We start from the raw sequence: 255 nt of genomic DNA, 5'->3' as shown, positions 1-255 counted from the left end.
GACCGTGGCCAAGATGGTGGCGATGACGGCCATCCTCTCCTTCGTGGCCTGGAAGTTCCTGAGCAGCCACATCGCCGAGATCGCCGCCATCTCCTCCCAGCCTTCGGCCATGGCGCTAACCATGACCGGGCAGTGGCTGGCCAGCGGCGTGGCCCTGCTGCTGGTGGTGTTCCTGATGGCCGTGATCGACGTGCCGCTGCAGGCCTACCTGTTCAAGTCGCGCCTGAAGATGAGCCACGAGGAAGTCAAGCAGGA

General features: G+C 64.3%; 1 protein-coding gene. It reads left to right on the top strand.

Translation table 11 applies throughout. The features are described from left to right. Positions 1 to 22: 22 nt before the first annotated feature. Positions 23 to 255, top strand: a 233-nt coding sequence (locus ACSNOK_RS35135; RefSeq protein WP_436784752.1) for an EscU/YscU/HrcU family type III secretion system export apparatus switch protein, incomplete at its 3' end; no start/stop codon positions are given.

The sequence above is a fragment of the Streptomyces sp. URMC 126 genome, from assembly GCF_051386555.1.
In the GTDB taxonomy this organism is placed as follows: domain Bacteria; phylum Actinomycetota; class Actinomycetes; order Streptomycetales; family Streptomycetaceae; genus Streptomyces.
The sequence above is the reverse complement of the archived record's forward strand: the minus strand, read 5'-3'. Positions and strand labels throughout refer to the sequence as shown.